This window comes from Salinimonas chungwhensis DSM 16280, from assembly GCF_000378185.1.
Classification (GTDB): domain Bacteria; phylum Pseudomonadota; class Gammaproteobacteria; order Enterobacterales; family Alteromonadaceae; genus Alteromonas; species Alteromonas chungwhensis.
In genome coordinates, this window is the sequence record NZ_KB899380.1 from 25639 (window position 1) to 51898 (window position 26260).

Annotated in this window: 24 protein-coding genes; 12 read left to right on the forward strand and 12 right to left on the reverse strand. The window is 48.0% G+C overall.

The features are described 5' to 3' along the window. Positions 1-81 precede the first annotated feature (81 nt). The 3 genes from F458_RS0109620 to serA all read left to right on the forward strand — a co-directional run bounded on the left by F458_RS0109620 (position 82) and on the right by serA (position 3591). Complete coding sequence (locus tag F458_RS0109620) at positions 82-1236, forward strand: Na/Pi symporter (RefSeq protein WP_018983202.1); 1155 nt, start codon at positions 82-84, stop codon at positions 1234-1236. Between the two features lie 335 nt (positions 1237-1571). Then, the gene (rpiA, locus tag F458_RS0109625) at positions 1572-2228 is read left to right on the forward strand and encodes a ribose-5-phosphate isomerase RpiA (RefSeq protein WP_018983203.1); all 657 of its coding nucleotides are present in this window, start codon (positions 1572-1574) and stop codon (positions 2226-2228) included. Between the two features lie 133 nt (positions 2229-2361). Continuing rightward, positions 2362-3591, forward strand: a complete 1230-nt coding sequence (gene serA / locus F458_RS0109630) for a phosphoglycerate dehydrogenase (protein ID WP_018983204.1) — start codon at positions 2362-2364, stop codon at positions 3589-3591. A 69-nt stretch (positions 3592-3660) separates the two neighbouring features. Here the strand turns inward: serA and F458_RS0109635 are convergent, their stop codons facing one another. The 10 genes from F458_RS0109635 to ampD form a co-directional block, all read right to left on the reverse strand. After that, positions 3661-4407, reverse strand: a complete 747-nt coding sequence (locus F458_RS0109635; RefSeq protein WP_018983205.1) for a DUF481 domain-containing protein — start codon at positions 4405-4407, stop codon at positions 3661-3663. Between the two features lie 89 nt (positions 4408-4496). Further along, positions 4497-5246, reverse strand: a complete 750-nt coding sequence (locus F458_RS0109640; protein WP_232362649.1) for a DUF481 domain-containing protein — start codon at positions 5244-5246, stop codon at positions 4497-4499. 122 nt (positions 5247-5368) lie between these two features. Beyond that, positions 5369-6193 carry an HDOD domain-containing protein gene (locus tag F458_RS0109645; protein ID WP_018983207.1) on the reverse strand — a complete coding sequence of 275 codons (825 nt, stop codon included), beginning with the start codon at positions 6191-6193 and terminating at the stop codon, positions 5369-5371. A gap of 67 nt (positions 6194-6260) precedes the next feature. Continuing rightward, positions 6261-6545, reverse strand: a complete 285-nt coding sequence (locus F458_RS0109650) for a DUF1289 domain-containing protein (protein WP_018983208.1) — start codon at positions 6543-6545, stop codon at positions 6261-6263. A gap of 77 nt (positions 6546-6622) precedes the next feature. Continuing rightward, positions 6623-7333: an SIMPL domain-containing protein gene (locus tag F458_RS0109655; protein WP_018983209.1), complete on the reverse strand. Its 711-nt coding sequence runs from the start codon at positions 7331-7333 to the stop codon at positions 6623-6625. 615 nt (positions 7334-7948) lie between these two features. Next, positions 7949-9367, reverse strand: coding sequence for a dihydrolipoyl dehydrogenase (gene lpdA / locus F458_RS0109660; protein ID WP_018983210.1), 1419 nt, complete (start codon positions 9365-9367; stop codon positions 7949-7951). Between the two features lie 138 nt (positions 9368-9505). Further along, positions 9506-11590, reverse strand: a complete 2085-nt coding sequence (gene aceF, locus F458_RS0109665) for a dihydrolipoyllysine-residue acetyltransferase (protein WP_018983211.1) — start codon at positions 11588-11590, stop codon at positions 9506-9508. A gap of 19 nt (positions 11591-11609) precedes the next feature. Next, a complete protein-coding gene (aceE, locus tag F458_RS0109670) occupies positions 11610-14276 on the reverse strand; it encodes a pyruvate dehydrogenase (acetyl-transferring), homodimeric type (RefSeq protein WP_018983212.1) in 2667 nt (888 codons plus the stop codon). 158 nt (positions 14277-14434) lie between these two features. Further along, the gene (locus tag F458_RS0109675; protein WP_018983213.1) at positions 14435-15181 is read right to left on the reverse strand and encodes a GntR family transcriptional regulator; all 747 of its coding nucleotides are present in this window, start codon (positions 15179-15181) and stop codon (positions 14435-14437) included. Positions 15182-15475: 294 nt separating this feature from the next. After that, positions 15476-16045: a 1,6-anhydro-N-acetylmuramyl-L-alanine amidase AmpD gene (gene ampD / locus F458_RS0109680; RefSeq protein WP_051085013.1), complete on the reverse strand. Its 570-nt coding sequence runs from the start codon at positions 16043-16045 to the stop codon at positions 15476-15478. A 79-nt stretch (positions 16046-16124) separates the two neighbouring features. Here ampD and F458_RS0109685 point away from each other — a divergent pair, with 79 nt between their 5' ends. The 9 genes from F458_RS0109685 to F458_RS0109725 all read left to right on the forward strand — a co-directional run bounded on the left by F458_RS0109685 (position 16125) and on the right by F458_RS0109725 (position 23032). Continuing rightward, positions 16125-16634 (forward strand): retropepsin-like aspartic protease family protein, encoded by a 510-nt coding sequence (locus F458_RS0109685; RefSeq protein WP_018983215.1) that lies wholly within the window; start codon positions 16125-16127, stop codon positions 16632-16634. A 19-nt stretch (positions 16635-16653) separates the two neighbouring features. Continuing rightward, on the forward strand, positions 16654-17514 hold the full coding sequence (nadC, locus tag F458_RS0109690) for a carboxylating nicotinate-nucleotide diphosphorylase (RefSeq protein ID WP_018983216.1): 861 nt from the start codon (positions 16654-16656) through the stop codon (positions 17512-17514). A 243-nt stretch (positions 17515-17757) separates the two neighbouring features. Then, entirely contained in the window at positions 17758-18195 is a 438-nt protein-coding gene (locus F458_RS0109695) for a pilin (RefSeq protein ID WP_018983217.1), read from the forward strand. A gap of 73 nt (positions 18196-18268) precedes the next feature. After that, complete coding sequence (locus F458_RS0109700; protein ID WP_018983218.1) at positions 18269-19480, forward strand: type II secretion system F family protein; 1212 nt, start codon at positions 18269-18271, stop codon at positions 19478-19480. A 74-nt stretch (positions 19481-19554) separates the two neighbouring features. Then, positions 19555-20427, forward strand: coding sequence for a prepilin peptidase (locus F458_RS0109705; protein ID WP_018983219.1), 873 nt, complete (start codon positions 19555-19557; stop codon positions 20425-20427). Further along, positions 20424-21041 (forward strand): dephospho-CoA kinase, encoded by a 618-nt coding sequence (gene coaE, locus F458_RS0109710; protein ID WP_018983220.1) that lies wholly within the window; start codon positions 20424-20426, stop codon positions 21039-21041. Before F458_RS0109705 ends, coaE begins: the two co-directional genes overlap by 4 nt. A gap of 68 nt (positions 21042-21109) precedes the next feature. Continuing rightward, the gene (gene zapD / locus F458_RS0109715) at positions 21110-21862 is read left to right on the forward strand and encodes a cell division protein ZapD (protein ID WP_018983221.1); all 753 of its coding nucleotides are present in this window, start codon (positions 21110-21112) and stop codon (positions 21860-21862) included. Between the two features lie 59 nt (positions 21863-21921). Beyond that, complete coding sequence (gene yacG / locus F458_RS0109720) at positions 21922-22152, forward strand: DNA gyrase inhibitor YacG (protein WP_018983222.1); 231 nt, start codon at positions 21922-21924, stop codon at positions 22150-22152. A gap of 13 nt (positions 22153-22165) precedes the next feature. Further along, positions 22166-23032, forward strand: a complete 867-nt coding sequence (locus F458_RS0109725; protein ID WP_018983223.1) for an aspartoacylase — start codon at positions 22166-22168, stop codon at positions 23030-23032. Positions 23033-23144: 112 nt separating this feature from the next. Here F458_RS0109725 and mutT read toward each other — a convergent pair whose 3' ends face one another. After that, on the reverse strand, positions 23145-23531 hold the full coding sequence (mutT, locus tag F458_RS0109730; protein WP_018983224.1) for an 8-oxo-dGTP diphosphatase MutT: 387 nt from the start codon (positions 23529-23531) through the stop codon (positions 23145-23147). Then, on the reverse strand, positions 23531-26239 hold the full coding sequence (gene secA, locus F458_RS0109735; protein ID WP_026294604.1) for a preprotein translocase subunit SecA: 2709 nt from the start codon (positions 26237-26239) through the stop codon (positions 23531-23533). The genes mutT and secA overlap by 1 nt, the downstream gene beginning before the upstream one ends. Positions 26240-26260 lie beyond the last annotated feature (21 nt).

Sequence of the window (26260 nt, forward strand, 5' to 3'; positions counted from 1 at the left end):
CACCGACAAGCAGCCTGACTGTCATTTTTGTGTAATACGACGCCCATATGATTAATCTTTGTTCGTCTGTGTGCATCAATTATGGTAACAAGTGGCCCTTCCCTGCCCCTGCAAACTGGCATTCACAAATATAAAACCTGGCAGCGCTGGCTGGTTCTTGCGTTTCTCGTGTACCTTATGTTGCTCGCTGTTAGCCTGATTGGCAGCGGCTTTAACTATGCCACAGCTGATCAGGCTAAAACGCTGTTCAGCTTTGCCTCAAACCCCATAATGGGGCTTATCATCGGTATGGTCGCTACTTCACTTATTCAATCCTCCAGCACCGTCACCTCTATCATTGTGGGTATGGTAGCAGGCGGCTTACCGATTACTATCGCCATTCCCATGGTGATGGGCGCAAATATCGGCACGAGCTTAACCAATACGCTGGTAAGCCTTGGCCACATCACCCGAAAACAAGAATTTCAGCGGGCGTTTAATGCCGCAACGATTCATGATTTTTTCAATATTCTTGCAGTGCTTATCTTTCTTCCGCTGGAAATGGCGTTTGGTATTTTCGAATATCTGAGTGGCTTACTTGTTGCTATGTTAAACACCGCCGATACATTTGGGTTTAGTGGCGTTAATCCCGTCAAAGCTACAACGCAACCGGTTACTGACTTTATTACTTCCCGCCTTGAATTCCTGCCGTCTATTTATCCGGGTGTGGTGAAAATTGTCTTAGGAATTTGTCTGATCATTGCTTCGATCACATTAATGGGGAAAGTGATGAAATCGTTGATGGTAGGCAAAGCAAAGCAACTGCTTTACAAAAGTATTGGTCAGGGTCCATTATCAGGAATTATGTCCGGCGCAATTGTCACAGTGCTTGTGCAATCTTCTTCCACCTCGACATCATTGATGGTGCCATTGGTGGGTAACGGCATTTTAAAACCAAAGGATATTTATCCTTTCACGCTGGGCGCAAATATCGGCACATGTATAACAGCGCTGATCGCAGCGTTAGGCGTGGCTGGTATTAACAGTGGTTTTGCGCTGCAAATCGCGCTGGTACACTTAATTTACAACGTCGCCGGCGTAACCGTGATTTACGGCCTGCCGCTGTTGCGCAATATTCCTTTACGCTTATCCTATCAGTTATCGGTCCTGGCCTCAGAGCGAAAGCTATATGGTGCAGCGTATATTGGAGGGCTATTTTTTATCATGCCGTTGGGAATTATTTTCGCCAACTTCTGACATCGCGACGCTACTCTGAAAACTGTTGATAAATCACAGGCAGAACCGTGTTTTATCCTTTCCGGCAGTCACCTATCGAATGCAATGAGTTCTCCTGTCGGTTATAACAGTTAATATACGCATCATCTTGAGGGATGAGCGCTTCCCACCAGCGACCTATCTGTGAATAAATTGCTATACACCACCTATACATATCGGTGGTCATTGAACATATTTTGCTTTGCCCGTGTTACATTAAGATGCAGTTTGCGCTTACGACCGGTGAAAAGCAGCTGATAGTGGCTACAACTAAAAAAGTCACTGTACACTGCAAAAATAGCTTTGAAGGAGGATGTATGGATCAGAATCAGAAAAAAGAAGCGGTGGCTAACGCAGCGCTTAAATTCGTTAAACCCGATACAATTGTTGGCGTGGGCACGGGCTCAACGGTGAATTATTTTATTGACGGGCTCGCCGCCATGAAAAATGAGATCAACGGCGCTGTATCCAGTTCAAAGGCATCGACCCAACGGCTTAAAGATCATGGCATTCATGTTTACGAGTTAAACGAAGTGGATGAGCTGGATATCTATATTGATGGTGCCGATGAGGTCACAGAACACAAACACATGATCAAAGGCGGTGGTGCTGCGCTAACCCAGGAAAAAATTGTCGCTGCCGTGGCCCGTCAGTTCATCTGTATTGTCGATGACACAAAACGCGTTCCTCTGCTCGGTAAATTTCCTTTGCCGGTAGAGGTAATTCCTATGGGTCGCTCCTATGTCGCCCGTGAGTTGGTCAGGCTCGGTGGCGATCCGGTCTATCGTCAGGGCGTAGTCACTGATAATTCGAATGTTATTTTAGATGTTCATAATCTCGACATTCTGGATCCCCGTGAGCTTGAAGCGAAAATCAACAATATCGCCGGGGTTGTGACCAACGGACTGTTTGCCCGACGCGGCGCAGATATCGTACTGTGTGCAGATGAAAATGAAGTCAGACAATTTGGGTAAAGTGAACTAATTGCCATTACCAGACTAATAAATCGGCGCGAACGGCAACTTATACTTTTAAGACGCTGCGACATCTGATACGTTTAGACGTCCAGATGTCTTTTAACCATCCTTTTATGCCTGAGATACATTCATGAGTAAAGTGTCACTACCCAAAGAAAAAATTCGTATATTATTGCTGGAAGGCGTACATCAAAGTGCAGTGGAAACATTGCAAAGCAGCGGCTATACCAATATTGAGTATCTCAAAACCTCTTTGCCTGAGGATGAGCTCATCGAGAAGGTCAAAGATGTTCATTTTATTGGCCTTCGATCGCGCACACAGTTAACCGAAGCCGTGATTGATGCTGCCACCAAACTGGTTGCCATCGGATGCTTCTGTATAGGAACTAATCAGGTTGATCTTACCGCCACCCGCAAACGGGGTATCCCGGTTTTCAACGCGCCCTTTTCCAATACCCGCTCAGTGGCGGAACTGGTACTGGGTCAAATCATATTGTTATTGCGTCAGATACCGCAAAAAAACGCTATGGCGCATCGCGGTGAGTGGGATAAAAGCGCCAACGGTTCATTTGAAGCAAGAGGCAAAACCCTCGGTATCATTGGCTACGGGCATATTGGTACACAGCTGAGTATTTTAGCTGAACATCTGGGTATGCGAGTGCAGTTTTATGATATTGAAGATAAGCTGGTGCTGGGTAACTCTATGCAGGTCAAGAGCCTGGATAAGCTGCTAAGTACTTCTGATGTGGTTACTCTGCACGTTCCAGAAACCGCTCAGACTAAAGATATCATCAACGCCGATACCCTTGCTAAAATGAAACAGGATGCAATTCTAATCAATGCCTCTCGGGGAACGGTAGTAGACATTGATGCACTGGTGTCAGCACTGGAGAGCAAAAAATTAAGCGGTGCGGCTATCGATGTATTTCCGGTTGAGCCTAAATCGAATACGGAAACATTTGACTCCCCTCTGTGTCGTTTTGACAACGTGATTCTTACCCCGCATGTGGGGGGCAGTACGCAGGAAGCGCAGGAAAATATTGGCATTGAAGTGGCCGGTAAACTGGCCAAATACAGTGACAACGGCTCTACTCTGTCAGCGGTCAACTTCCCGGAAGTCTCCTTACCTGACCACCCTGGCCGCTCACGCCTGTTACATATCCATGAAAACCGGCCTGGTGTCATCATGCAAATCAACCGAACTTTTGCCGAGCGCGGAATAAATATTGAAGCCCAGTATCTGCAAACGTCGGCGGACGTGGGTTACGTCGTCATCGATGTCGAGGCGGATAAAGCCTATGACGGGCTGGCCCAGCTATTACAGGTGGACGGAACGATAAAAGCACGCTTACTGCACTAAGCTAATGTGGGAAGTAAAACTAAAAAGCCAACCTCTCGGTTGGCTTTTTTCTGACACCGGCTTTTTGCTTTATAAAAAGCTGTAAACCAATGTAACGGCAGTTTCTGTATCCAGTTTTTCTTTATCAGGTTCAACATTCGTGTTGTGGTTGAGTGACACAGAAACTTTAAGCGATAGATTACCGCTGATTGATGCTGTCAACGCTGTTTCAGCCGCCGACTTGGTGTTTTCACTTCCGACTTCTGTACTAATAGTCTGAGTGAATTTTGCTGTATCTGAAATCAGCCACTGAAAGCCGCTGGACGCCCGCACCACAAGACCGTTTTGCGACTCTCCGTCCTGTGTTTCGTTAAACGCATAACCCGGACCGATGGAGTACTCAAATGAGGTGGTATCGCCCTGCCACAATTTGTGGTTCCAACCAGCAGCAATGGTCGACTGATAATTGTATGAGCTGAATCGGTCATCTTCATAAGAAGCGAAGCCGAACAAGCGATAGTTTGGATTATTCAGTTTGTAATTACCCTGGGCTCGCGCATCAAAGCGTTGCGCCGATGTCCGATCTTCTTCAACGCCCTGATCGTTTTCAACACTTTCTTCTTTATACAAACCGCTTAAGCTGTAATCGTTACTCCAGCGCTCCAGCTCCTGGTGGGATTCAATTGAACCATTCACCGATGTGGTGTCGGTGTTACCAGTGGTAAAGATAAAGCCCAGTCCGCCCTCTAGGGTTAGCGGCTTTTGCTGGGTTTGCGCCGAGGCAGTCGCCGTGAATAATGCACTGGCAGCTGTAGCAGCAACAACTATTTTTTTCATGTATTTCCTCGTTAATTGTCAAAAATTTCCTGTCGCATCCACGACAGTGATTGCATTCTTTGCTGAGCCTCAGCGCAAAATAATTCTGTTTAAAAAAAGCGATATACCACCGAGAGCGAGGTTTCAGTATTCAGACCCGAAATATCTCCCACAGGCTGAGTTTCATACGCCACCACGAACGACAGCTTCATAGCCAGCGAATCAAACAGGTTTGCCGAAAGCGCTGTTTCAGAGCGCGTTTTAATATTATTGGCCCCTATTTCAGCGCTTAAAAACTGACGCAACTTTGAGCCGGTGTACCACTGATACTGATATTCAGTCGATGCCCGCAGAATAAGCCCGTTATTAGCGTTACTCTGCACATTATCTTCTGCTTTTACAAAGCCATAACCCGGCCCAACACTATATCGAAACATACTCTCATCGGTGTTCCACATCCGATGTGACCAACCGCTGGCCAGCGTCGCCCTGTATTCATAACCATTAAAGCGGTCATTTTCATAGTCGGCATACATAAAAAAACGCCGACCCGGCGTTTGCAGCTTGTAATCAAACTGGGCCGTCCCGTAAAATCGCTGTGCACTTACCCGATCCTGCGAGCTGCCATCAGAGGTGACCTCAGTTTGTTTATACAAAAAGTCAGCAGAATAATTATTGTTCCAGTTGAGGGTTTCCTGTTCAGAAATAATGCCGGCCCGTAGCGATGTCGCATCGGTATTTCCGCTAGCATTAAGCACACCTATTTCACCATCGAGGGTGAAAATTTCCTCACGATTATCCTGGTTATACTGAAACTCAGTATGATAAAGCGTTTGTATCAAATTTTTATCGGCAGCCACGGCCGGCAGGCAGCTTGCAAAAAAAAGGCAAACAGCACTGCACACACTGACTTTCGGTTGGTTTAGCATAAGTGGGTTCGAATAATGTTTAGCGCAAAATATTCCGTCCCTGGTCGATTCTTTTAATTAATCAATGAAGCAACTTTATGGGTTTCCTGATTGGCGTAACTCACCGCTCCCCCAAGTGCATCTCCTTCCACCTTCAGGCTATTAGCGATAGCCGGAGTGAAAAGCTCGATTTTATTTAGCCCTTCCTGGCTTTTTTCACGGATTGTAACCCGTTGAGCGCATGCTAATAAAGCGATCTCCACTTCATTGGCTTGTTTTTGCACGTTTTGCAGATTCCGCACTGGGTAATAGAGCGGCATCGGTAGTTGCCAGCGCTCAAGAATCAGGCCGCTTAGGTGGGCAAAATCGAAGCCGAAAATAACCAACTGTTTTTCCCAGGGAAGCAGATGGCTATCGTCTTTCACGTATTGCTGATACCCTTCTGGATCGTAATTGGCTACCACCAGTTCGCTCAGATTGTGCAAGATGCCAATAACAAAAAACCTCTCACTGCCACGCAAATTAACGTGGCGGGCCAGATACTTAGCAGCCATGCCACAATATACTGACTCATTCCAGTGCTTTTCCTGATCGATAAGCTTGCTATCAAAAGACTTAAACGCAGCATGGGCTGTTTCTGCCACTGCCAGATTGTAAAGAGCTTCACCACCAACAACATTAACTGCCCGCGTGATGGAGTCAATCTGAGAAGGGAAGCGAAACAGAGCACTGTTCGCAAGTTTGAGAATCTTTGCGGTAAGTGATGGATCGACGGAAATGAGCCGGGCGATATCATCAGCATCTGAGCGATGATCATCGAGCACTTCCCGAAGTCGCAAGCAGACATCAGGTAACGTAAACGAATTGGCCGCGTAAGCGACGAGTTTTTCTAACGTCATGAAAAGTAAACCACTGTAATTGTCCCGCTAGTATATCAAGCCAGCGGTATTTTAAGACACAAATACGTTAACTGTTATTATCAAAAAGGTCGAATTGCGATTGTGTGGGCGTATTTTGCGTAGAATTCTGTTTGCGCTGTCTGTTCAATGCAGCCTGCTTGCGCCGAAAACAAGCAGCCACGATCTTCCGGCGCGTCGGTGTGTCCACCTGCAACCAGTAAAGCCGTTCATCGCGGCTACGAAAGCAGCCTTTACAATATCCCCGAGGGCCGGCCTGGCACACGCCTATACACGGGCTTGGCACATCAAAAAATTCAAGTTGCGCCGGGCCTGAGGAAGTAGACTCAGTCATCCTGCCAATACACCACCTGTTTAAATTCACTCCGCAGTATAGCAGTCTTAACCAGGATCATCGCAAGTATCCGCCGACTAGTCGACCAGTGTGTACTGAATGGTCGACACTACGCGCACCTTTTTTATATGCGGATGTTGCTTGTCACGAGAGAATATTGAAAACTGCCCCTGATTAGCCTGCTTAATCTTTCCCAGTTTACTATCAGAGTCTTTTGCAAATTTTTGCGCCACTTCTCGGGCATTAATTGTAGCCTCTTCGATCATAGCGGGTTTGACTTCATTAAGCCGGGTAAAGGCGAACTCAGTTTGCGCATTGTAGTTCTGAGTTGACAGTACAATCCCTTTTTGCAATAGCTGGCTGCTTTGTCCCATCAGTTGCCGTACCTTTTCTACCCGTTCAGAGTACACGGTCACAGTTTGAATAGCGCTATAACGAAATTTCACATTGTTGTTGCCACCATACTGGTTAGCCAGCTTGTCGGTTATATCCGGCTTGCCAATGCTTATTTCGTCTTGCGTCAGGCCCGCATTCAATAAAAACTGATTAATTTGCGCTGACTGATTTTCAATGGTTTGATAGAGTGCCCCCAGATCGTTATCAGCGGCCGTAAACTGAACCGGCCAAATGACGGTATCTGCCAGATATTCTTTTTCAGACAGCCCTTTCACGGTGACCACCCGGTCCCAGGTTTTAAACGCTATTAATGAGTGTCCTAATATACTGCCAAAAAGCGTCAGGCCTATGATGATACCGATAGCGAGAATAGTAGTGGCTGATTTGTTCATCTTGTTTCCTTACCCTTTCATCTAAGAGATTATGCTAACAGGACTTTGCGTCATCGCTGCGACAAATTGTGGTGCTTTTATGGCATTCTTCGAATTAAAAATTGTTGGTGGAAAGATAGGTAACGTTTTGCAGCTTACATCTATCTGAGGTATTTGGGCTCCACTGAACGATATGACCGCCTTTGTGCCGCGGTGGCGGCAGCACCCAGAAGGGGATCCGAATCCCCCTCTGGACGCCCTGTCGTTTATGAAGCTCAAAACATCCTGTCCCCGTCCAGATAAAAGTGCACCATGGCGAACGGCGCTTCCATGCCCCGGTCGCCACTACCTCATCATCCCTGACGAGGTTTCACTTTTATTGACTGTCCAGGACCAAGATTGCGCTTAACAAAAAAGACGACGATATTACCGACAACATCACACTTTTCACTTCTTACGCGATGTTTTTCACTTGTGCAACCTGACAACATTCAGAGCGTTTAGCAGTAGCGCGGGAGTGCAGAGGCCGTCGCTCTGCGCCCTCTGGGTGTCATCGGTACGCCGATAATAAAACGTTTATTTCAGGCAAAAAAAAGCGAGGCTCATGCCTCGCTTTTTCAATATCAGATGACTAAATTACTTTTTCTTAGCCTTTGGATTTGGCATATCGGTAATGCTGCCTTCCTGAATTTCAGCCGCCAGGCCAATAGATTCATTCAGTGTTGGGTGAGCATGTATAGTCAGTGCGACATCTTCAGCGTCAGCACCCATCTCGATAGCAAGGCCAATTTCACCCAGCATTTCACCGGCATTTGTACCCACCATCGCACCGCCGATAACGCGGCCGGATTCTTTATCAAAAAGAAGTTTGGTCATGCCGTCTGTGGCATCAGAAGCAATTGCCCGGCCTGAAGCAGACCACGGGAACGTCGCTGATTCGTAACTTACGTTCTGCTCTTTTGCTTCTTTTTCAGTTAAACCAACCCAGGCAACTTCCGGCTCGGTGTAAGCAACTGAAGGAATACAACGCGGATCGAAGTAATGTTTCTTACCGGCGATAACCTCAGCGACTACATGACCTTCGTGAACCGCCTTGTGAGCCAGCATAGGTTGGCCGACCAAATCACCAATGGCGAAAATATTGTCAACATTGGTTCTCATCTGTTTATCAACATTGATAAAACCGCGGTCATCCACTTTCACGCCAGCTTTATCTGCACCAACTTTTTTACCATTTGGCGTACGACCGACAGATACTAATACCTTGTCATAGCGGACCGCTTCGGAGGGTGCATTTTTACCCTCGAAAGTGACATACAGGCCGTCATCTTTGGCTTCAACATCCGTCACTTTGGTTTCAAGCATAATGTTGAACTTGTCTTTATAAGACTTCATAAATACTTTCATGACGTCTTTATCAGCAGCCGGAATCAGCTGGTCAAGGAATTCGGCAACATCAATACTGGAACCCAGTTCTTTATAAACGGTGCCCATTTCCAGACCAATAATACCACCGCCTAAGACCAGCATTTTTTCCGGAATATCTTTCATTTCCAGTGCGCCGGTTGAATCGATGACGCGATCATCTTCAGGGATAAAAGGCAGTTTTACTGGCTCAGAACCGGCAGCAATAATCGCATTTTCGAATTCGATGGTGGTTTTGCCATCTTCGCCTTCCACCTCCAGGGTATTCGCCCCGGTGAATTTGCCAGTACCTCGAACATGCTTTACTTTGCGCATCTTCGACATGCCTGACAGGCCTTTAGTCAGCTGACCAACCACCGAGTCTTTGTAATCCCGTAACTTATCAAGATCAATTTCCGGCTCGCCAAACGATACACCGTGACTCGCCATTTCCCTGGCTTCTTTGATTACTTTAGCCACATGCAATAGCGCTTTAGAGGGAATACACCCTACATTCAGGCACACACCACCCAGTGTTTCCCTGGCATCAACAATAACGGTTTCTACGCCCATATCGGCAGCGCGGAATGCGGCAGAGTACCCACCTGGTCCTGCACCCAATACAACTAACTGAGTTTTCATATCGCTCATCGTGACCTCAATTTGTCAAATATCTGAAAATATATACGTTCGGAATTTTACCTAGGGCTTATCGACCCTGTAAAGCCAACATCGTGAAATGCTGATAAAAAAGCGTAAAGGGAAGGCATTCGCCCTCCCCTTTTATCACTACAGTAACATTTCCCGCATGTCTTCGAGCACTGTTTTCAAATGCACTGCAAATCGCGCTGCAACAGCACCATCGATCACCCGATGATCATAGGAGAGCGATAATGGCAACATTAACCGTGGCTCAAACTCGCTACCGTTCCACTTCGGCTTCATTTCACTTTTAGAAACACCAAGAATAGCCACATCCGGCGCGTTTACAATTGGCGTAAACGCTGTGCCACCAATGCCACCAAGGCTTGAAATGGTAAAGCAGCTACCTTGCATATCCGCAGATTTCAGCTTGCCGTCTCTGGCTTTGGCACTAAGCTCCAGCAATTCTTTAGACAGTTGGTGAATACCTTTCTGGTCAACATCGCGTACCACCGGGACAACCAGTCCATTTGGTGTGTCAACGGCGATACCTATATGGTAATACTTTTTCTGAATTAAAGACTCACCGTCAGCAGAAAGTGACGTATTAAAAACCGGATAAGCTTTCAACGCGTCGGCCACTGCCTTCATCATGAATACCAGAGGGGTCACTTTAAAGTCATACTTCCGTTTTTCGGCAATTTTATTTTGCTGCTTACGGAATGCTTCCATTTCTGTGATATCAGCTTCTTCAAACTGCGTCACGTGCGGAATGGTCACCCAATTGCGATGCAAGTTCGGACCAGAAAGCTTCTGTATTCGTGTGAGTGGCTTTTCTTCCACTTCGCCAAATTTGGAAAAATCAACTTTTGGCGGTGCAATAACCTGAAGTCCGCCTTCACCCTGCCCGACGGAACCGGCGCTGGCCTTAGGCCGTGACAGTTCGTATTTCACATATGACTGAACATCTTCTTTAAGAATCCGATTTTTTCTGCCTGAGCCGGAAACCTGCGTCAGATCAACACCGAACTCCCTGGCAAGCCGGCGCACAGAAGGAGAAGCGTGTACTTTACCGCTCTTCTTCTTTTCGCCCGCTGAAGGATGATGCGGAACTGGCGGCGCTTTCGGCCGGCCGGAATCGCTGTTATCACTTTTTGCCTTTTCAGGTTGCTTTTGTTCATTCTGCTTTGGCTTGTCATCGGACTTAGCCTTGGCTTCTGATGATTTCTTGCTGCCCCCGGCAACTTTCAGCATCAATACTGATGAACCCTGAGAAACCTTATCGCCCTGCTTAACCAACATTTTTGTCACAGTGCCCGCTTTAGGAGCCGGTACGTCCATGGTGGCTTTATCTGTTTCCAGGGTGATCAGACCATCTTCTGGCTCAATGGTATCGCCTTCTGACACCAGGACATCGATAATTTCAACATCTTCAGCATCGCCGATATCCGGCACAGTGACTTCAATCTCTTCCTCACCACCTTCATCAGCATCGTCGCTGGATTCATCAGAAGAGGTGGCCTGCTCGCCGCTGCCTGAATCTTGCTGGCCGCTATCGGCAGAGTCGCTCTCCTTGTCGCTGCTTGCGCTGCCCTGCTCATTTCCTGCCACTTCCAGAATCAGCACCAGCGAACCTTCTGATACCTTATCACCTTCTTTAACTTTCAGTGATTTGACGGTGCCAGCCTGGGGCGACGGCACATCCATGGTCGCTTTATCAGTTTCCAGTGTAATCAGGCCATCTTCTGCCTCTACTGAATCGCCTTCTGCCACCAACACTTCGATGATATCAACATCTTCAGCATCACCAATATCAGGGACAGTAACTTCTATCGTAGAACTACCCGATGAACCAGAATCCGACTGTTTTTTGTCAGCGCTTTGATTGTCCTTTTGCTCAGATGACGATTCGTCGGCAGCATCTTGATTGCTGCTTTGTGTATCCTCTTTATCGTCTTCGCTGTCGTCGCTATCATCGGAATCAGTCGATGCGCCGGCCTCTTCAACTTTCGCCAACAAATCACCCTGCGAGATTTTATCTCCCACACTGACACAAAGCTCTTTTATCTTGCCTGCAAACGGCGCAGGCACGTCCATACTGGCTTTGTCACTTTCCACAGTAACCAAAGCCCCTTCGGCTTCAACGTCATCACCTTCTGCTACACACAGTTCAATGACTTCAACGTCGTCTTCGCCTAAATCCGGTACGAGTACGTCTTTTATATCTGCCATGTCGATGTCTCTCCTGTGCTTACGCGTGCAGTGGGTTTATTTTTTTCTGGTCGATGGCCAGATCCTTCATCGCTTTTGACAGCACTTTGCCATCCAGGTCGCCCGCTTTGTAAAGCTCGTACAAGGCAGCATATACAACACTTGCTGCATCAACTTCAAAGTGACGACGCAGATTAGCGCGACTGTCAGAGCGACCAAAACCATCTGTCCCAAGCACACGATAGCTACCCGGTACAAAGTTGCGTACCTGGTCTGCATAATTTTTAATGTAATCGGTGGCGGCGACAGTAGGACCATCGTTACCCTCGTTCAGCACCTGAGTAATATACGGCGTTTTCGCATCATCTTCCGGATTCAGCATGTTCTGACGATCACACTCAATGCCATCACGGGTCAGTTCGTTAAACGATGTAACGCTATAGACTTCTGCTTCAATATCGTAATCTTCCGCTAGTTTAGCTGCGGCTTCTCTCACCTGCTCTAAGATAGTTCCTGAGCCCAGTAACTTAACCTTCTTCTTGCTCTTACCTACCGTATCCAGCTTGTAAATACCTTTCACAATACCTTCTTCAACACCTTTAGGCATTTCAGGCTGCTTGTAGTTTTCATTCATCACCGTCAGGTAGTAGAAGACATCTTCCTGGTCTTCCAACATTCTGCGCAGACCATCCTGAACAATTACAGCAATTTCGTAGCCGTAAGTCGGGTCATAGCTAACACAGTTAGGAATAAGTGCTGCCTGGGTGTGAGAATGACCATCCTGATGCTGTAAGCCTTCACCATTGAGGGTTGTTCTACCGGCAGTACCGCCAACCAGGAACCCGCGAGTCCGGGAATCACCGGCAGCCCAGGCAAGGTCGCCCACGCGCTGGAAACCAAACATCGAATAGTAGATATAGAACGGCACCATTTGCAGGTCGTTCAGGCTGTACGATGTGCCTGCTGCAAGCCACGATGCCATGGCACCCAGCTCATTGATACCTTCCTGCAGCACCTGCCCTTTCTTATCTTCACGATAATAAGCAACCTGGTCAGAATCCTGTGGTTCGTATTTCTGCCCCTGTGACGAATAAATCCCCACCTGACGGAATAAACCTTCCATACCAAAAGTACGGGCTTCATCAGGAATAATAGGCACGATGCGCTTGCCGATTTGCTTATCTTTAAGCAATGCAGTCAAAACCCGTACAAATGCCATAGTACTGGAGATTTCACGGTCACCAGAGCCTTTTGTTACTGACTCAAAAGCTTTCATTTGCGGTGCAGGTAAATCTTCTGATGATTTTTCACGACGTACCGGCATATAGCCATGCAACGCCTCGCGACGCTCGCGAAGATACTTCATCTCTTCACTGTCTTCTTCGAACTTGTAATAAGGCAAGTCGGAAAGGCTCTCATCAGAAACCGGAATATTGAACCGATCGCGATAACCTTTGACCGCTTCCATATCCATTTTTTTCACCTGGTGGGCAATATTTTTACCTTCACCGGCGGCGCCCATGCCGTAACCTTTTACAGTCTTAGCCAGGATAACCTGAGGACGACCCTTAGTTTTAACTGCGCGATCATAGGCGGCGTAGACTTTCACAGGATCATGACCACCACGGTTTAAACGCCAGATGTCTTCATCTGACATATTGGAAACCATTTCTTTCAGTTCGGGGTATTTGCCGAAGAAGTTTTCGCGTGTATATGCACCACCTTTGGCTTTACAGTTCTGATACTCACCATCAATGGTTTCATTCATCAGATCCAGAAGCTTACCAGAGGTATCACGGGCCAGTAACGGATCCCAGTAGCGTCCCCAGATAACCTTAATAACTTCCCAGCCTGCGCCGCGGAAATTACCTTCCAGTTCCTGAATAATTTTGCCGTTACCACGCACCGGTCCGTCCAGGCGCTGCAGGTTACAGTTGATTACAAACGTCAGATTGTCCAGACCTTCGCGTGAGGCCAGACCTATGGCACCTAATGATTCCGGCTCGTCACACTCGCCGTCGCCCAGATAGCACCATACCCGCTGCTCAGAGCAATCTTTGATACCACGATCAGTCAGATATTTCAGGAAGCGAGCCAGATAGATGGCCTGAATAGGCCCTAAACCCATTGATACAGTCGGAAACTGCCAGAAGTCAGGCATCAGCTTAGGATGCGGGTAAGAAGACAGACCCTTGCCGTCGACTTCCTGACGAAATCCGTCAAGCTGTTCCTCGGTCAGACGCCCTTCAATATAGGCCCGCGAGTAGATACCCGGCGACACGTGGCCCTGATAGAATACATAATCGCCACCGTCTTTTTCATTCGGTGCACGGTAAAAGTGGTTAAAGCCTACATCATAAAGCATTGCAGATGATGCAAAGCTGGAAATATGCCCGCCCAGTTCAAGATTTTTCTTAGAAGCGCGCAATACCATCATCAGGGCATTCCAACGCAGCGCGTTGCGAATTTTTCCTTCGATAGTCTGATCACCAGGCATCGTAGGTTCCTGACCTGGCGGTATCGTGTTGATGTACGCGGTGGTCGCATCATAGGGTAAGTGGGCACCATTTCTGCGTGCTTTCTCAATTAATGATTCTAATAAGAAGTGAGCCCTTTCATTACCTTCTTCTTCTAAAACTGACTCTAACGACTCCAGCCATTCTTGTGTTTCTTGGGGATCCACATCTTGGTGCATCATTTCAGTCATGGTGCCATCCTATTTTCGCTGATATAAAAACCATCCGTTACCGCGATGGATAAAGGATGGTATACCTAGATTATGTTGTACTTCCGGCAGGCCATATCGGCTCAACCGTAGTTGCCTGCCTGAATTCAGACCTGCACGCTCGTAAGACCAACCGGTCTTTAAATTTCCAGACGTCTCAATGCGCGTTGCACACGGCTGTCGCGCTGATTAATTGTCAGGAGGGTTTTTTCGATAAATGCCAGATGTGCGTTACAGGCATGTCTGGCGGTTTCCGGATCACGCTTGGCAATTGCATCAACAATATCCGCCCGCTGGCGTGATAAATCGTCGCTGACATCCACATGCTGCGCGAGCATTTCCAGATTTCGTTCTATATTTTCAGTAAGCATACTTTGCATGGTGCTCATAACATGTAACAACACCATGTTATGGGATGCCCGCGCCATGATGATATAAAACTGGCCCAGTGCTTCTGCCAGGGTCCGCTGACTATCAGCTTTGGCCGGTGTCGGTAACGCTTCAAGGGCTTCGCGCAGTGCCTGATAGTCCTCTGGCTGACCACGTAATGCTGCGTAATAAGCCGCCATACCTTCAAGCGCATGACGAAACTCCAGTAAATCAAACTGGGTTTCGGGGCGACGACTAATCAGCGCCATTAATGGGTCGCGCATTGCCGCGTTTAAATTTCTGCTTACAAACGTCCCGCCGCCCTGCTTGCGTTCAACAAGCCCACGGGCCTGCAAATTACCGATTGCTTCGCGTAGCGACGGACGCGATACATCAAAGCGCCCCGCCAGTTCACGTTCAGGGGGTAGCTTTTCGCCTGCCAATAGCGAGCCATCCAGAATCATGGATTCCAGTTGCTCGGTGATGACATCAGAGAGCTTCTTGCGCCCCGCCTGCATAACATTCCTTTCTTTTTAAGTACGGTGATTGTAAAAATTTTGAGCAAACACCATCAATTGGTAAGACCAATTTACCTATATAGCTTTTTGCAGTTTAAATGGAAGGTCTGTAAGAATGCAAATACTCCTCGAATTAATTTCCCGCAAGAAAGATTCAAGATCATGATTAAAAAGAGATTAATTGCTTTTTAATACTGGTCTGACATGCTGATTATAGTGATATATGTGTGCTTTTTATCGACTAAACATGGTTTACCAGCTTATTTTTATTCTGTTAAAGCGCGCACTTTTCACTTATATCGTGGAAAACTTTTTACCGGACAAGAAAAGCTGACGGCGGTATCTGCCCCAATCGAATGCCGGGCCTGGGTCTGTTTTGCGGCCAGGCGCGATATCATTATGGCCAACGACTCGCCCGACCGTGATGGCCGGATAAGCATCTAAAATGGCGGCAGAGAGGGTCTGCAGCGAAGAATATTGCGCATCTGTGTAGGGCAAAGAGTCGGTCCCTTCCATTTCAATACCAATAGCAAAATCATTGCACCGCGAGTGCCCCTGAAATACCGACAGCCCGGCGTGCCAGGCTCTGGCAGTAAACGGTACATACTGCTCAATCTCTCCATTACGGTAAATCACGCAGTGGGCCGAGACTTTCAGCCCGGCAATCTCACGGTAAAACGGATGTTCATCAGGGTCGAGGGTACCGGTAAACAGCTGCGCAATACCGGATGTGTTAAACTCTCCCGGCGGCAGTGAAATGTTATGAATGACGAGTAGCGAAATCTGGCTGTCTGCGGGTCGCGCATCATAAAATGGCGAATGTTTTTGCGTTGCCCCGGAAAAAAACTTCACAGAAAGACCCATATGTTGATAATCAAACCTGGTGACTACATTACCTGTCACCGGCGACAAGTCAACGCAGGCAAACATAACAGGCAGTATTATGAGCAGTGAAAAATCAGCGGGCAAGTGGATGTTTATATTGGCCTGGGTGTGTGGCCTGGGCCTGATGACCCTGATCTTTGGTGATGTCCTGGAGGGCCAGCGCAACCCTAATCAGGAACCCGAGTCGGTGCGGGTAGACGGCCAGACTGAAGTACGCCTCAAACAAAACCGTCAGGGACATTATGTCACCAATGGCACCATTAATGGTCAGCAGGTTACTTTTTTAATTGATACCGGCGCAACCAACGTGGCGGTGCCCGCCAGCATGCAAAACGAGCTGGGCCTGCAAGCCGGTCGCTCCGGCCTCGCCCAGACAGCTAACGGTGTGGTAAGAGTGGCCCAGACCACCATAGATAGTCTGACCATTGGCGATATCGAGCTTAATAATGTTCAGGCGCATCTTAACCCTGGGCTGGGTGAGGGTCAGATTCTGCTGGGGATGAGTGTTTTACGCCAGTTAGAGTTTACTCAGCGTGAGGATTGGTTAATATTGCGCACCTTGTACTAACGCCAATGGAAACCCTGCTATGACAAATGCCTTACCCTGTGATATCCCTGCGCAGGTTGCGGCGGCCCTGCGAGAAGATTTGGGCGGCCAGGTAACTGCAGATAATGACATCACTGCAAATCTGATTGCCCCTGACACGCAGGCTACCGCAACCATCATTACCCGCGAACCAGCGACCATTTGCGGTGTGCAGTGGGTAAATGAAACATTCCGCCAGATAGACAGTCGCCTGGTTGTAGACTGGCAGGTCAGCGATGGTGACGAGGTTCGCCCGGATGCTACGCTGGTTACCATCAGCGGCACGGCCCGCAGTATTCTTACCGCCGAGCGCACCGCCCTTAATTTTTTGCAGACATTATCGGGTACCGCCACGGTGACACGCCGTTATACGCAATTACTGGCTGGCTCAGGTACCAAAATACTGGATACGCGCAAAACCCTGCCGGGCTTACGTTTGGCGCAAAAATATGCGGTAAAATGCGGCGGTGGCGAAAACCATCGAATCGGTTTATTTGATGCCTATTTGATTAAAGAAAACCACATCTACGCCTGTGGCTCCATCGCCAGCGCGGTCAGTACGGCTAAATCCACCCATCCGGACAAGCCGGTGGAAGTGGAAGTGGAAAATATGGACGAATTGCAACAGGCGCTGGATGCCGGTGCTGATATCATCATGCTGGATAATTTTACCAACGAACAGATCCAACGCGCAGTTTCGCTTAACCAGGGAAAAAGTAAACTTGAAGTGTCTGGGAACATTACCGATGAAAGGCTTTCGTCACTGGCCACATTGGGGGTTGACTTTATATCTTCAGGTGCTTTGACCAAGCATGTTCAGGCCATTGATTTGTCCTTAAGAGTAAGCATGGATGACCGCTAAGCAACTGTAATAGAATAAGTTTTAATGCCTGTCACAGCCTTGTGTACAGGCTCTCCCCCACCGCAGCCAATCGGCTAAATGCTACACATATGTATAGTTTCCAATACTTGTCACAAGGGTCTTCCTCCCTATACTGAGCATCAAGTACCGGGGGCGTTGATTCAAAACAAACCAGGTATAAAACGTAAACTTTGAATGAACTAATTTAGATTAACGCATTATACGCGAACCCGGAGAACTATCATGAAACAATTCAAACCTTCAAACCAAAAAGGTTTCACTCTTATCGAACTGATGATCGTTGTGGCTATCATCGGTATTCTGGCCGCCGTAGCATTGCCTGCTTATCAGGGCTACACAGAAAAAGCACGTTTTACAGAGGTTGTAAATGCGACCGCCGCTGCAAAATCAGCGGTTGAAGTATGCGCACAAACACAGCCAGGCGCTGATGCCGCAGCTGTACTTGGAGCATGTGATGAAAACAGCAACGGTATTCCAGCTAATGTAACTGCTGCAGATGATGTCGTTGGCTTAAGTACTGATAACGGCGTAATCGTCGCTACTAAAGCTACAAATTCTTCAATTACAGGTGCCGGTACCTACACACTAACCCCAACCCTCGACTTCACTACTCGCAAAGTTACTTGGGTGCCGGTTTGTGATCCAGCTACACTTTGCTAACCTAGCCTCTGCCACGAAATTCTTGAAAGCCCAGCAAAGCTAGCTGGGTTTTTTATCTGACTGAGACAGAAATATGGCCAAAGCAGCAGTTGTTTTTGATTATCAGGGTAAAGACCGTCAGGGAGCCAATCGTAAAGGTGAAATATCTGCTGTCACCATAGTTGAAGCAAAAAACCTACTCCGCCGACAGGGCATCTCTGCCCAGAAAGTGAAAAAACAGCAAAAATCACTATTCGGTGGCAATGGCAAAAAAATCAATGCGGCCGATATCTCGGTGGTGTCCCGGCAACTCTCTACCATGCTGGGCGCCGGTGTTACCTTATTGCAATCGATTGAGATGATTGCCCAGGGGCACAGCAAACCGGCCATGCGAAAGCTGCTTTCCAGTATTGCTGATGATGTCAGCGCCGGTACGCCGCTTTCCACCTCGTTACGAAAACACCCGCTGCAATTTGATGACCTATACTGCGATTTGGTTGAAACCGGTGAACAGTCCGGCTCTCTTGAAACCATTTACGATCGTATTGCAACCTACAAAGAAAAAGCCGAAGCCCTTAAGTCCAAAGTCAAAAAGGCCATGTTCTACCCCATTGCGGTATTAGTGGTCGCCTTTATTGTTACCACCATTCTGCTTATATTTGTGGTGCCACAATTTGAAGAGATCTTCAGCAGCTTTGGGGCAGAACTACCGGCCTTTACCCAGTTTGTGTTGGGCATTTCCCGCTTTATGCAGGATTACGGCCTGTTTTTTGTCATCGGCGCAGCAGCCGGTGTGTTTTTGTTTGTCCGTGCCCACCGCAAGTCAAAGACATTGCGGGATAAAGTGGATAAGGTAGTCTTAAAAATTCCGGTCGTCGGCGAGATTTTACAAAAAGCCAGTGTGGCGCGGTTTACCCGCACCCTTTCCACTACCTTTGCTGCCGGCGTTCCGCTGATTGGCGCGCTGGATTCTGCCGCCGGTGCCTCGGGCAATGCGGTGTATCGGGATGCCATCTTATTTATGAAAAAAGAAGTGGCCGGCGGGCAGCAAATGAATACCGCCATGCGTGCTACCAATGTCTTTCCGGATATGGTGACGCAAATGGTGGCTATTGGTGAAGAATCCGGTGCTGTTGACGATATGCTCAGCAAAGTCGCCAGCATTTATGAAGCCGAGGTGGATGATATGGTAGACGGCCTGACCAGCCTTATCGAGCCAATGATTATGGCGGTGCTGGGCGTGGTGATAGGTGGCCTGATTGTGGCCATGTATCTGCCAATCTTCCAGATGGGTAATGTTGTTTAACCTGCCCTTTTCTTATTCCCGGTTGCCCTGTTTGGGCAACGCTGGCAAACTTTAACCTTTTTGACATCCCACTTATGAACACATTGATAGAACTTAGCCATCAAAGCTCCGGCTTTTTTCTTTTTGTTGTCTTTATCACCAGCCTGATGATTGGCAGTTTTTTAAATGTGGTTATTCATCGGCTGCCCATCATGATGGAACGCGGCTTTAAAGCAGAGTATGAAGCCTACACAAAGGGTGAGGAAATCCCGCCTGCTGACCCTTTCAACCTGGCCAAACCTGATAGTGCCTGTCCATCATGTGGTCATCGTATTCGTGCCTGGGAAAACATTCCGGTACTGAGCTATCTGATATTAAAAGGTCAGTGTGCTGGTTGTGGCGCTGCTATCTCGGCCCGCTATCCACTGGTGGAACTGGCTACTGCGGTATTAAGTATGCTGGCCGCCTGGCATTTCGGGCCGGGTCTACAGGCTGTGGCGGCAGTTATTGTAGTGTGGTTTTTGGTCCCGCTGATTATGATCGACCTGGACCATATGCTGTTACCTGATCAGCTTACATTGCCACTGTTGTGGTTCGGTCTCTTGTTAAGCCTTGAAACAGTTTTTATAGATGCACAAGGCGCTATTATTGGTGCCGCAGCAGGTTACCTGAGTTTGTGGTCGGTATACTGGTTATTTAAAATAATTACCGGTAAAGAAGGTATGGGATATGGCGATTTTAAACTGCTTGCGGCCCTTGGTGCCTTTACCGGCTGGCAGGGTTTACCAGTGATTATTATTTTATCTTCGGTGGTGGGCGCGGTGGTGGGAATAATGCTGCAATTACGACGCAAGCCGGACGGTGATATGGCTATTCCGTTTGGGCCTTATCTAGCGGTTGCCGGCTTTATCGCTTTGCTGTACAAACAACCTATCATTGACACTTATCTTCATTGGGTACTTTCTTGACGAAAAACGCTTCTACATTTGTGGTGGGGTTGACCGGAGGCATCGGCAGCGGTAAAACGGCGGTCAGTGACATTTTTGCACAGTCTGGCGTGCCCGTGGTTGATGCAGATGTGGTTGCCCGCAAGGTCGTCATGCCCGGGGCTCCTGCATTACAAGCAATCACTGAGCACTTTGGCACGCAGGTGCTGCTGGAAGATGGCAGCCTTAATCGCAGCGCATTACGTGAACAGGTTTTTGCCGATGCCACAGAAAAACAATGGCTGGACAAGTTACTTCATCCGGCTATCCGCGAACAAATGCTGGCGGATATTGATGCTGTGACAGCTCCTTATTGTATTTTATCGGTGCCGCTATTAGTGGAAAATAACCTTACCGCAATGGCTCACCGCGTGCTGGTAGTAGATTGCTCTGAAACCTTACAACTTTCCCGTGCCAGCGCCCGCGATAACAGTGATGAAGTGCTGATAAAAAAAATCATGGCCACCCAGGCGGATCGCGATACCCGGCTGGCCGCCGCTGACGATGTGATCGATAACAGCGGTACGCTTGAACAATTACACAGGCAGGTCGCAGCGCTGCATACTCGTTATCTGGCCCTTGCTGAAGGGGATTAACGCCTTTTACTTGAAATTTTTGTATTTTTGCGTTTAAGTGCTCTGATTAAGCATAAACGAGGAAGTACATGTCTGACACCGTTTTCGAATTTCCCCTCAAAGAGAAGGTGCGAAATTATCTGCGCATTGAACAATTGATTGCGCAGCTTAAAAGCGGCGCGTCGGTCCCGTCCGGACAGGTTCAGCTTTACTTCTTCGATCAGTTATTCACATTACTGGATCTTTTTGAGCGCATTGATATTCGCACAGATATTATAAAAGATCTGGATGCCCATGAAAAAAACCTGAAGCACTGGTCAGAACACCCGAACATTGATGCGGGCGCATTACAGCACACGCTGGATACTATTGTGGCCAAGCGTGACAAAATAAAGATATGCAAAAAATTTGGTACTGACTTAAAAGAAGACCGTTTTCTGGCGTCGATCCGCCAACGTTTTGCCATTCCCGGGGGGGCATGTAGCTTTGATTTACCCAATCTCCATTACTGGATGCATCAGCCCCAGGAATATCGTCAGGATGTTATGAAAAAGTGGATGAAAACATTGGTTGATGTGGAAGAAACCATCGCTATTTGTCTGTCTTTTCTGCGCGAACGCGGCACATTCAGACCAGTAACGGCAACTAACGGCTTTTATCAGGGCGTGGCTGAAGACAAAAATGAGCTGATTCGCGTTCGTTGCTCGGTGGCCGAGGGCTTTTACCCTACTTTGAGCGGTAACAAGTATCGGTTTGCCCTGCGGTTTATGTGGTTTAAGGCAGCGCCGGATCAAGGCACGTCCGTAGACGGCGATGTACCATTTTCACTGGCTGCGTGTTAAACGTAAAGCGTCAGCGAATAGCGTTGAAGCGTTACAGATATAGTCCGGGAGAGATTCTCATGCTTGTAAAATGCCCTATATGTACCAAAGATGTTGAATGGTCAGAGGCCAGTCTTTATCGTCCTTTCTGCTCAAAAAAATGCCAATTGATTGACCTCGGTGAGTGGGCCGGCGAAGAACGCAGTATTCCGGCCGAAAATAAATCTACAAAGCGGCCCCCTTCGCAGGCTGATATCGAAGACATTGAAGCCATGTTAAGTCAGCAGCAAGACGATTTTTTCAAACATTAAGGATACAGCCGGTATGCTAAAAAGCATTGCGATTGTTGCAGGTACTCATGGCAATGAGACCAGTGGAATTCAGTTGCTTCACAACTGGCAAAATGGCGGCCTACCCGCCCGGTTTGCTGCGTTAAAACCATCGTTTATGTTAGCCAACACCGCTGCAATCAAAAGCAATGTTCGCTTTCTGGATGATGATCTCAACCGTCAGTTTGTACCGGAAAGATTGCAGGCAGCCAGCGGCGACCACGAGGCCAGCCTGGCCAGGGATATTAATAACAGGCTGGGCCCGAAAGATAATCCGCAGACTGATTTTGTCATCGATATCCACAACACTACCAGTGCAATGGGCGCCACGCTGATAATTCTGCGAAAAGATGCATTTTCAGTACAGCTGGCCCGCTATGTTAAGCACGCTATGCCGGAAGCCAATATTCTGCTAGAGGATGAAAAGCCTTATGCGCAGCACCCGTACTTATGTACCGTAGGAAAACAAGGCATCATGGTGGAAGTAGGCGGACAGCCGCAGGGTGTGTTGCGAGAAGATGTCTATCAACTTACCCAAACACTGACAGAAACCATTCTGGATTTTTGCCTGGCCTTTAATACCGGCCCTCTGCCAGAATTGCCAGAGTGTGATGTTTACCGTCTGGGGCAGAATATCAACTTCCCACTGGACGATGAGGGGAATCGCATTGCGATGGTCCATCACAGCTTACAGGACAATGACTTTCAACCGTTAATGCCCGGTGCACCGGTGTTTAAATGTTTTGATGGCACTGAGCTTACCTGGCAAGACAGTGAACCGACTTATCCACACTTTATCAATGAAGCTGCTTACGCCAGCAGTCATGTAGCCTTTGCTACGGCCTCAATGATCACATTGTAGGCGAGCACCATCGCGTTCGCGCGGTGCGGCTGCTCCACAATACCGCCTTTTAAAGAAAAAAGCCCCCGGAACCAGTGGTCGCCGGGGGCTTTTTATCAGCTTACTGTATTCATCAGCATGCTTTGAGTCTATCAATAATCGCAGCGTTGGCGGCCGGGAAGTCTGCCTGCGCCAGATCATTCAGCCCCAGCCACTTGCCCTGCTGGTTTTCTCGACCATAGGGTTCACCGGCAAAGTCCTCTACCAGATGTACATCCAGACGAACCAGCTTATCCCCATAATCATGCTCTATCAGTATCAAAGGTTCACTGGCATTAACGGTGATGCCTGTCTCTTCCAGCAGTTCACGCTTTAAAGCAGCAAAGGTACTTTCGCCGGCTTCTTTCTTGCCGCCGGGAAATTCCCACTTACCGCCCTGATGCTTATCGGCGGGGCGCAGTGTGACAAAGGTCTCATCGCCTCGCTTTATCACACCTACCGCAACGTCAACCTGCTGCATTACTTGAGCTTGCCGTGACACTGCTTGTATTTTTTACCAGAGCCACACGGGCATGGGTCGTTACGCCCGACTTTCGGTCCTTCGCGCATCGCCGTCTGGACCCGACCGGTTTCCTGCTCGGGCGCTTTGTCGGCTTTTTCATGCTCAAAACTTTTGGGTACGTCATCCGCCTGACGGCGCTGCTCTTCAACCTTTTCAACGTCTGATTCGGCTTTTACCTGTACCCGGCTTAGCACCGTAATCACTTCCAGCTTCAGGGCCTCGAGCATTTCAGAAAACAGTTCAAACGATTCACGCTTGTATTCCTGCTTAGGATTTTTCTGTGCATAGCCGCGCAAATGTATGCCCTGGCGCAGATGATCCATGGCTGCCAGATGCTCTTTCCAGTGACTGTCCAGATTTTGCAGCATCACGGCTTTTTCAAACTGACGTAATACATCCTCACCGACAGCATTTTCTTTTTCTTTGTAAGCTGCCTCGACTTCTTCAAGAATGCGTTCGCGCAGCTTTTCTTCGTAAAGCTTATCGTCGCTATCCAGCCATTCCTGCAGCGGTAAATCAACGGCGAAGTCGGCTTTCAGTCGTTCATGTAAGCCCGGAATATCCCACATCTCTTCGAGTGATTGCGGCGGGATGTATTCGGAGACTACATTCGTCAGTACATCTTTTCGGATAACCTCAATGGTTTCACTGATATTACCTTCATCCAGCAACTCGTTACGTTGCTCGTAAATCACTTTGCGCTGGTCATTGGCAACATCATCATATTCCAGCAGCTGTTTACGGATGTCGAAGTTACGTCCTTCAACTTTACGTTGCGCATTTTCAATCGCCCGGGTTACCCACGGGTGTTCAATAGCTTCGCCATGTTCCATCCCCAGTCGCTTCATCATCCCGGCCATTTTTTCTGATGCGAAAATGCGCATCAGGGCATCGTCCAGCGATAAATAGAAACGGCTTGAACCTGCATCACCCTGTCGACCTGACCGACCACGTAACTGATTATCTATACGACGTGATTCGTGTCGTTCTGTGCCTATGATATGCAAACCGCCAGATTCTAGAACAGCATCATGGCGTGTTTTCCATTCAGCTTTTACTTTTTCAATTTGTGCTTCATCGGGGTTATCCAGCTGTTCCAGCTCTGCGTGCAGATTACCACCGAGCACAATATCGGTTCCCCGGCCGGCCATGTTAGTGGCAATGGTAACCGCTCCCGGGCGGCCCGCCTGAGCAATGATATCAGCTTCCTGGGCATGGAATTTGGCGTTCAATACCTTGTGTTTAATGCCTGCTTTTTTAAGCACATCTGCCAGACGCTCGGAATTTTCAATGGAAATCGTTCCCACCAGTACAGGCTGCCCACGCTTCACACAATCTTCGATATCTTTGACAATGGCTTCGTATTTTTCTTCCGCCGTCATGTAGATAAGATCCGGCTTATCTTTACGCACCATCGGCTTATTGGTAGGGATAACGACTGTTTCAAGGCTATAAATGTGGTTGAACTCAAAGGCCTCAGTATCGGCGGTACCTGTCATACCGGACAGTTTGTTGAACAATCGGAAGTAATTTTGAAAGGTGATAGACGCCAGCGTCTGGTTTTCGTTTTGAATGTTAACGCCTTCTTTGGCTTCCACCGCCTGGTGCAGACCTTCCGACCAGCGACGACCTTCCATGGTCCGTCCTGTATGTTCATCAACAATAACAATCTGATCTTCTTTTACGATGTAATCTACATCTTTTTGAAAGAGTTTATGGGCCCGTAATGCAGCATTAATATGATGAAGAAGAGAAATATTGCCAGCTGCAAATAATGACTCACCTTCTGGCAGGATCCCCTCTTTGTGCAGAATTTCCTCTACGTGAAGCTGGCCGTTTTCAGTCAGGTGGATCTGTTTTGCTTTTTCATCGATGGTATAGTCACCATCGCCTATCTCGCCTTCCTCGTCTTCTTTATCCTGCTGAACCAGCTGAGGAATAACGCGGTTAATGTTACGATACAGCTCAGAGCTATCCTCTGCCGCACCGGAAATAATTAACGGTGTACGGGCCTCATCAATAAGAATTGAGTCAACTTCATCCACTACCGCAAAGTTCAGTTCACGCTGTACACGCTCCTGAGGGCTAAATGCCATATTGTCGCGCAAGTAGTCAAACCCAAACTCATTGTTAGTGCCATAAGTGATGTCAGCTTTGTATGCTTCACGCTTGGCTGCCTGAGGGATACCGGGGATATTACATCCCACTGTCATACCCAGATATTCAAACAGCTCACGGCTCCAGTCAGCATCACGCTTGGCCAGATAGTCGTTAACCGTAATTACATGCACGCCTTTACCCGACAAGGCATTCAGATAGGTAGGTAGCGTAGCGGTAAGTGTTTTACCTTCCCCAGTGCGCATCTCGGCAATTTTGCCCTGGTGCAGCACCTGACCACCGAGTAGCTGTACATCAAAATGACGCATGCCGTAAACGCGCTTACTGGCTTCACGTACCGTGGCAAATGCTTCTATCAGCAAATCATCCAACGCTGTACCATCGGCGATACGCTGTTTGAATTCCTCGGTCTTCGCTTTCAGCTCTTCATCTGAAAGCGCTTCAAATTCCTTTTCCAGGCCGTTAATGGCATCGACAGATTTTTTTAGTTTTTTTACTAGTCGGTCATTTCGGCTACCGAACATTCTTCTCAGGACGCTTGAAAACATTACGTTGCAAATTCCACTACT

Coding starts and splice junctions, on each gene's coding strand:
- zapD (WP_018983221.1), top strand. CDS start 21,110: ATGTCTGACACCGTTTTCGAATTTCCCCTCAAAGAGAAGGTGCGAAAT.
- F458_RS0109645 (WP_018983207.1), bottom strand. CDS start 6,193: ATGACGTTAGAAAAACTCGTCGCTTACGCGGCCAATTCGTTTACGTTA.
- F458_RS0109635 (WP_018983205.1), bottom strand. CDS start 4,407: ATGAAAAAAATAGTTGTTGCTGCTACAGCTGCCAGTGCATTATTCACG.
- F458_RS0109675 (WP_018983213.1), bottom strand. CDS start 15,181: ATGCAGGCGGGGCGCAAGAAGCTCTCTGATGTCATCACCGAGCAACTG.
- F458_RS0109620 (WP_018983202.1), top strand. CDS start 82: ATGGTAACAAGTGGCCCTTCCCTGCCCCTGCAAACTGGCATTCACAAA.
- aceF (WP_018983211.1), bottom strand. CDS start 11,590: ATGGCAGATATAAAAGACGTACTCGTACCGGATTTAGGCGAAGACGAC.
- F458_RS0109725 (WP_018983223.1), top strand. CDS start 22,166: ATGCTAAAAAGCATTGCGATTGTTGCAGGTACTCATGGCAATGAGACC.
- F458_RS0109650 (WP_018983208.1), bottom strand. CDS start 6,545: ATGACTGAGTCTACTTCCTCAGGCCCGGCGCAACTTGAATTTTTTGAT.
- rpiA (WP_018983203.1), top strand. CDS start 1,572: ATGGATCAGAATCAGAAAAAAGAAGCGGTGGCTAACGCAGCGCTTAAA.
- aceE (WP_018983212.1), bottom strand. CDS start 14,276: ATGACTGAAATGATGCACCAAGATGTGGATCCCCAAGAAACACAAGAA.
- F458_RS0109700 (WP_018983218.1), top strand. CDS start 18,269: ATGGCCAAAGCAGCAGTTGTTTTTGATTATCAGGGTAAAGACCGTCAG.
- F458_RS0109685 (WP_018983215.1), top strand. CDS start 16,125: ATGAGCAGTGAAAAATCAGCGGGCAAGTGGATGTTTATATTGGCCTGG.
- yacG (WP_018983222.1), top strand. CDS start 21,922: ATGCTTGTAAAATGCCCTATATGTACCAAAGATGTTGAATGGTCAGAG.
- serA (WP_018983204.1), top strand. CDS start 2,362: ATGAGTAAAGTGTCACTACCCAAAGAAAAAATTCGTATATTATTGCTG.
- mutT (WP_018983224.1), bottom strand. CDS start 23,531: ATGCAGCAGGTTGACGTTGCGGTAGGTGTGATAAAGCGAGGCGATGAG.
- F458_RS0109705 (WP_018983219.1), top strand. CDS start 19,555: ATGAACACATTGATAGAACTTAGCCATCAAAGCTCCGGCTTTTTTCTT.
- secA (WP_026294604.1), bottom strand. CDS start 26,239: ATGTTTTCAAGCGTCCTGAGAAGAATGTTCGGTAGCCGAAATGACCGA.
- nadC (WP_018983216.1), top strand. CDS start 16,654: ATGACAAATGCCTTACCCTGTGATATCCCTGCGCAGGTTGCGGCGGCC.
- lpdA (WP_018983210.1), bottom strand. CDS start 9,367: ATGAGCGATATGAAAACTCAGTTAGTTGTATTGGGTGCAGGACCAGGT.
- F458_RS0109655 (WP_018983209.1), bottom strand. CDS start 7,333: ATGAACAAATCAGCCACTACTATTCTCGCTATCGGTATCATCATAGGC.
- F458_RS0109695 (WP_018983217.1), top strand. CDS start 17,758: ATGAAACAATTCAAACCTTCAAACCAAAAAGGTTTCACTCTTATCGAA.
- ampD (WP_051085013.1), bottom strand. CDS start 16,045: ATGGGTCTTTCTGTGAAGTTTTTTTCCGGGGCAACGCAAAAACATTCG.